The organism is Amycolatopsis sp. SID8362, from assembly GCF_010550475.1.
GTDB classification, from domain to species: domain Bacteria; phylum Actinomycetota; class Actinomycetes; order Mycobacteriales; family Pseudonocardiaceae; genus Amycolatopsis; species Amycolatopsis eburnea.
On sequence record NZ_JAAGNB010000143.1, the window covers coordinates 1 to 4,479 of the forward strand.

At 71.2% G+C, this 4,479-nt stretch carries 7 protein-coding genes; 2 read left to right on the top strand and 5 right to left on the bottom strand.

The genetic code is table 11. The annotated features are described in order from the left end of the window. A partial coding sequence (locus tag G3I65_RS05560) for a phosphodiester glycosidase family protein (RefSeq protein ID WP_160695145.1) occupies window positions 1-491 on the top strand: 491 nt, incomplete at its 5' end. A gap of 83 nt (window positions 492-574) precedes the next feature. Beyond that, entirely contained in the window at window positions 575-787 is a 213-nt protein-coding gene (locus tag G3I65_RS05565; RefSeq protein WP_160695146.1) for a three-helix bundle dimerization domain-containing protein, read from the top strand. A gap of 6 nt (window positions 788-793) precedes the next feature. On the opposite strand, the gene G3I65_RS05570 is transcribed toward G3I65_RS05565, so the two are convergent. From G3I65_RS05570 to G3I65_RS57025, 5 genes are all read right to left on the bottom strand, one after another. Beyond that, on the bottom strand, window positions 794-1,276 hold the full coding sequence (locus G3I65_RS05570; RefSeq protein WP_160695147.1) for a TspO/MBR family protein: 483 nt from the start codon (window positions 1,274-1,276) through the stop codon (window positions 794-796). An 89-nt stretch (window positions 1,277-1,365) separates the two neighbouring features. Next, a complete protein-coding gene (locus G3I65_RS05575) occupies window positions 1,366-2,520 on the bottom strand; it encodes a toll/interleukin-1 receptor domain-containing protein (RefSeq protein WP_160695148.1) in 1,155 nt (384 codons plus the stop codon). A gap of 157 nt (window positions 2,521-2,677) precedes the next feature. Next, a complete protein-coding gene (locus tag G3I65_RS05580; RefSeq protein WP_160695149.1) occupies window positions 2,678-2,875 on the bottom strand; it encodes an MbtH family NRPS accessory protein in 198 nt (65 codons plus the stop codon). After that, on the bottom strand, window positions 2,875-4,086 hold the full coding sequence (locus G3I65_RS05585; protein WP_239070563.1) for an MFS transporter: 1,212 nt from the start codon (window positions 4,084-4,086) through the stop codon (window positions 2,875-2,877). The genes G3I65_RS05580 and G3I65_RS05585 overlap by 1 nt, the downstream gene beginning before the upstream one ends. After that, a partial coding sequence (locus G3I65_RS57025) for a hypothetical protein (protein WP_239070555.1) occupies window positions 4,035-4,479 on the bottom strand: 445 nt, incomplete at its 5' end. The genes G3I65_RS57025 and G3I65_RS05585, both read right to left, overlap by 52 nt.

Sequence of the window (4,479 nt, forward strand, 5' to 3'; positions counted from 1 at the left end):
AAGGCATCGGCGCGGCAGCGACCTGGCTGACCGCGCACGCCCGGCCGGGCACCCGGCTGCGCGTCGACACGCGGATCTTCGAAGACGGCCGCCCGGTCCACCCGGCGGGTGTGGTCAACGGCGGCCCGTGGCTGGTCCGCGACGGCCGCGTCTCGGTGAACGCGGCGGCGGACGGCATCGTGCACCCGGGCGACCCGTCGTTCGTCTACGGCTGGGGCGTCAAGCGCAACCCGCGGACGATGGTCGGCCTCGACCGCCGGGGCCGGCTGCTGATCGTCACCGCCGACGGACGGCAGCCCGGCTACGCCGAGGGGCTGTCGTTGCTCGAAGGCGCCGAACTGCTCGAGCGCCTGGGCGCGGTCGAGGCGATCAACCTCGACGGCGGCGGCTCGACCGCGATGGCGATCGGCGGCCGGCTGGTGAGCTCACCCTCGGACGCGACCGGCGAACGCCCGGTCGGCGACGCCGTCCTGGTGCTGCCCAGTCGGTGAATTCTTTTTGTTCACCTCCGATTCACCTTGTGGTCGTCTCATGGGGCATGTACCCGGTACGACGGCCAACCGGAAGGTGAACGATGAGCACGCTGGACACGATGGCTTCCGAAGCGCTCGACGCCCACTTCGCCCAGCTCGAGGACCGCTTGGGCCACGACTACGCGGAAGTCGCGCGGCCCCGCCTGCACGACCTGGTCGACCACGAACGCGCGCGCTTCGCCGGCGCGCGGGTCCACGCCTTCGTACCGATCCTGGTCGAGCGGGCGGTCCGGGCGACGCTGGCCAGGCCCTGAGCCCCATCAGGGGTTGAGCACCACGATCGCCGCGTTCAAGGCCGTCGCGAACAGCGTCCACGCCAGGTACGGCAGCTGCAGCGCCGCCGCCGGCCGCGAGCGGCGGCGGAAGACCACCAGCGTGCCCGCGACGACGACGTCGAGGACCACGATCTCCACGAGCGCGAGCGTGGACGCCCCCGCCGCGAAGAACAGGGGCGTCCACGCCGCGTTGAGGACCAAGCCGGCCGCGTACCAGGTGAACTCCCGGCGCGTTCCCGCGGCGCGCCAGAAGAGCCAGCCCGAGACCGCGATCAGGACGTACAGCACCGTCCACACCGGACCGAACAGCCACGACGGCGGCGCCCACGGCGGCTGGACGAGCGCGCCGTAGACCTCTCTCGACCGCGTTGCCGCGAGGCCGCCCACGACGGCCACCAGTGCCACCGCGGCGAGGAAGCCGGCCAGGACCGCCGCCGGCGCGGGGCGGGAACGGGGCAGCGTAGTCACGTCGGTTCTCCTCCAGGCCTCGCGATGCACGGTCGATGCGGCATACCCGCGGCTCGAGGTCGCAAACCTGGCTCGGTCCCGATGCCCCCTCAGCGCAGCCCGATGAGCAGCCGGTCGGCGGTGTCCCAGTGCTCGAACTTGCCCTCGCGCACGAGGGCCTGCGGGATGACCCACTTGGCCAGCAGGTCCAGCGGGCCGGCCGCCATGAGCCGTTCCGGCCCGTCGTAGTAGTCGTTCCGCCACTCCTGGACGAGCCGGCAGGCCGCGTCGATTTCGACCGAGTAGAAGGCGTGCGTCAGCGGGTCGATCACGTGCACGCCCGCCGTCTCGGCGACGCCGTAGACGGCTTCGGTGCGAACGTCCATCCTGGCCGCGTCGTAGCCGACCTGTTCGGACTCCGGCAGGGCCTTGCTCTGCACCTGGCGCAACATCGAGAAGATCCGGGTGCGCATCAACTTCCAGTACCAGCGGTACGACTCCGTCGCGAACGCGAAGCGGCCACCGGCGATGCCGCGCATGGTCACCAACGTGGCGAGGTTCCGCAGCAGCGCTTCCTCGTACTGCAGGACGGCCGTGTAGCGGTGGCGGAAGTCGATCGCGAAGTCGGCGCTGTAGTACGGGTCCTGCGTCAGGTTCTCCATCCGGTCGAGCATCCTGCCCCGCAGCTTCTGGTACTCCGGCTCGTCGGGAAGCCGGAACTGCGACGCGTCGACGACGTACTCGGCACCGTGCCGGGCCACCAGCTGGGCCACCCGCTCTTCGAGCTGGACGACGTCGAGGTCGACCACGCCGGTGACGAACAGCGGGATGATCTCGCGGTTCGGCTCGAGCCCGGCCGGAAGCCCGTCGAGCTGCCGGTGCAATTGCGCGCACAGCGTCTGAAACGATCGCAGATAACTCCCCTTGGAGAAATCCGCGTACAACCGGTTGGCGAGATCGGCGGGCAGTTCGGAATCGTCCAACCGTACCGGCAGGATGATGTCGCGCTTTTCGGCCCGCTCCATTTCGAGCGCCTGGTCCAGCTCCCGCTTCACCCAGTCCGACGCCAGCATCTCGGCCGACATCGCCACGAGCACGAAGGACGAAGCGCCGACGCTCGCGCGGATGGTTTCGGTCAACCGCGCCCCGACGTCGAGGCGCCATTCGTCGTACCACACCTCGAAACCGCGCTGGGCCAGGTCCATCGCCAGGCGCTTGACGAACGACTTGTTCGCCGACGAGTGCGAAATGAAGATGGCGGCCATGGTCTTTCACCTCCGGCGACGGGCGGACCGTTCACCAGTTTAGCCGCGGGCGGAAAAATCGTTCCGTAACGATTCGCCGCCGATACCGCACCGCCGTTTTTCCCGAGCGCCCGGCGGACCGGGGCGGCGCCTTTCCAGGACCGCCCCGGCCCGGCGGTTACTGGGCAGCCATGCGCTCGCGGAGGCTGCGGGGGCGCATGTCCGTCCACACCTCGTCCACGTGGTCCATGCACTCCTGGCGGGTGCCGGTCGTGCCGTCCGGGTGCCAGCCCGCCGGTACCTCCTTGTCCGCCGGCCAGAGCGAGTACTGCTCCTCGTCGTTGACCAGGACCTGGAAGGTGGTGTTCTCGTCCATCAGGGGTTCCTTTCCGTTGCGGGATCGAGTTCGCGTGCCTGCGTCGCGGCGGGGAAGCCGCGGAGGGTGCCGCTGCACGTCGTCAGGAGGGTGACCAGCGCGATGGCCGCCGCGCAGGTCAGGACGGCCGCCGGGCCGGGGAGGGCTTCCACCAGCCAGCCGCCGAGGGCCGGGCCGAGGGCCGCCGCGAGGCCGCCCGTCACGCCGAGGACGCCGCCGAGGCGGCCGCGGAGGTGGTCGGGGGTGAACAGGAGCTGGTAGGTGCTGATCGTCGTGTTGGCCGCCGGCGGCAGGAACGCGATCACGGCGAACAGCACGCCCATCAGGTATCCACTGTGGACGAAGACGGCGAGCGGGGTGAGCACCGTCAGTGCCCAGAACACGCCCGCGATCAGCAGGTACGGGCTGAGCTTGCGGTGCAGGTACGGCGCGGCCAGCGAGCCGAGGATCCCGCCCGCGCCGAGCATCGCCGCCATCACGCCGATTTCGCCGGACGGGACGCCGCGTTCGTTCGCCAGCACGATGATCACCAGGTAGTACGCGGAGAAGAAGAGGTTCAGGCTCACCACGCAGAAGACCGTGACGCGCAGCCGCGGCTGCTGCCACACCCACCGCAGCCCTTCGAGGATCTCCCGCCCCAGGTGCGCGGGCGCCCGCCCGGCCGGCGCGGGACGCCCTGGCAGCCGCACGAACACCAGCGACACGAACGCGAACGCGTGCGCGACCACGTCGAAGGCGAACGGCACCAGCCGCCCCAGCGCGAACAGGAACCCGCCGAGCGCGGTCCCCGACAACTGCCCGGCACTGGTCCGCGCGGCGTTCATCGCGACGGCGGCGGGCACCTGCTCGTCGGCGACGAGCCGCGGCAGGCTCGCTTCCTCCGCCGGCTCGAACAGCGCCCGGCACACCCCCATCACGACGGCGACCACGACCAGCAGCCCAACCCCGGCCGTACCCCACCAGAGCGCGAGCACGAGCCCGACGGCCGCGACCGCTTGCACCGCCTCGCAGCCGAGCATGACGAGCTTGCGGGGCCAGCGGTCGACCAGCGCGCCGGCGGGCAGCCCCGCGACGAGCTGGGCGATCGCCACGGCGCCGACGACGAGGCCGGACTGGGCGGCTGAGCCGGTGAGGGCGAGGACGAGGAGGGGGAACGCGATCATGGTGGTGCTGAAGCCGGCTTCCGAGACGACTTGGCCGGTCCACAGCAGGCGGTAATCGCGGTTGCGCCCGAGCCGGGTCGCAGTCGACGGCCGGCCGCGATCGCCTGCCTGGTCCGGCGCAGCACCGGCATCGCCACCACCCACAGCACCACCCGGCAGACCACCACCGGCCACAACCGCTCCCCCCGCCGACCGACCGCGATCATCGGCAGCACGCTCACCGCGATTACCACCGAGCCCGGTCGCAACCGACGGCCGGCCACGCTCACCCGCCTGGTCCGATGCAGCACCGGCATCGCCACCACCCACAGCACCGCCCGACAGACCACCACCGGCCGCAACCACTCCCCCCGCCGACCGACCGCGATCATCGGCAGCACGCTCACCGCGATTACCACCGAGCCCGGTCGCAACCGACGGCCGGCCACGCTCACCCGCCTG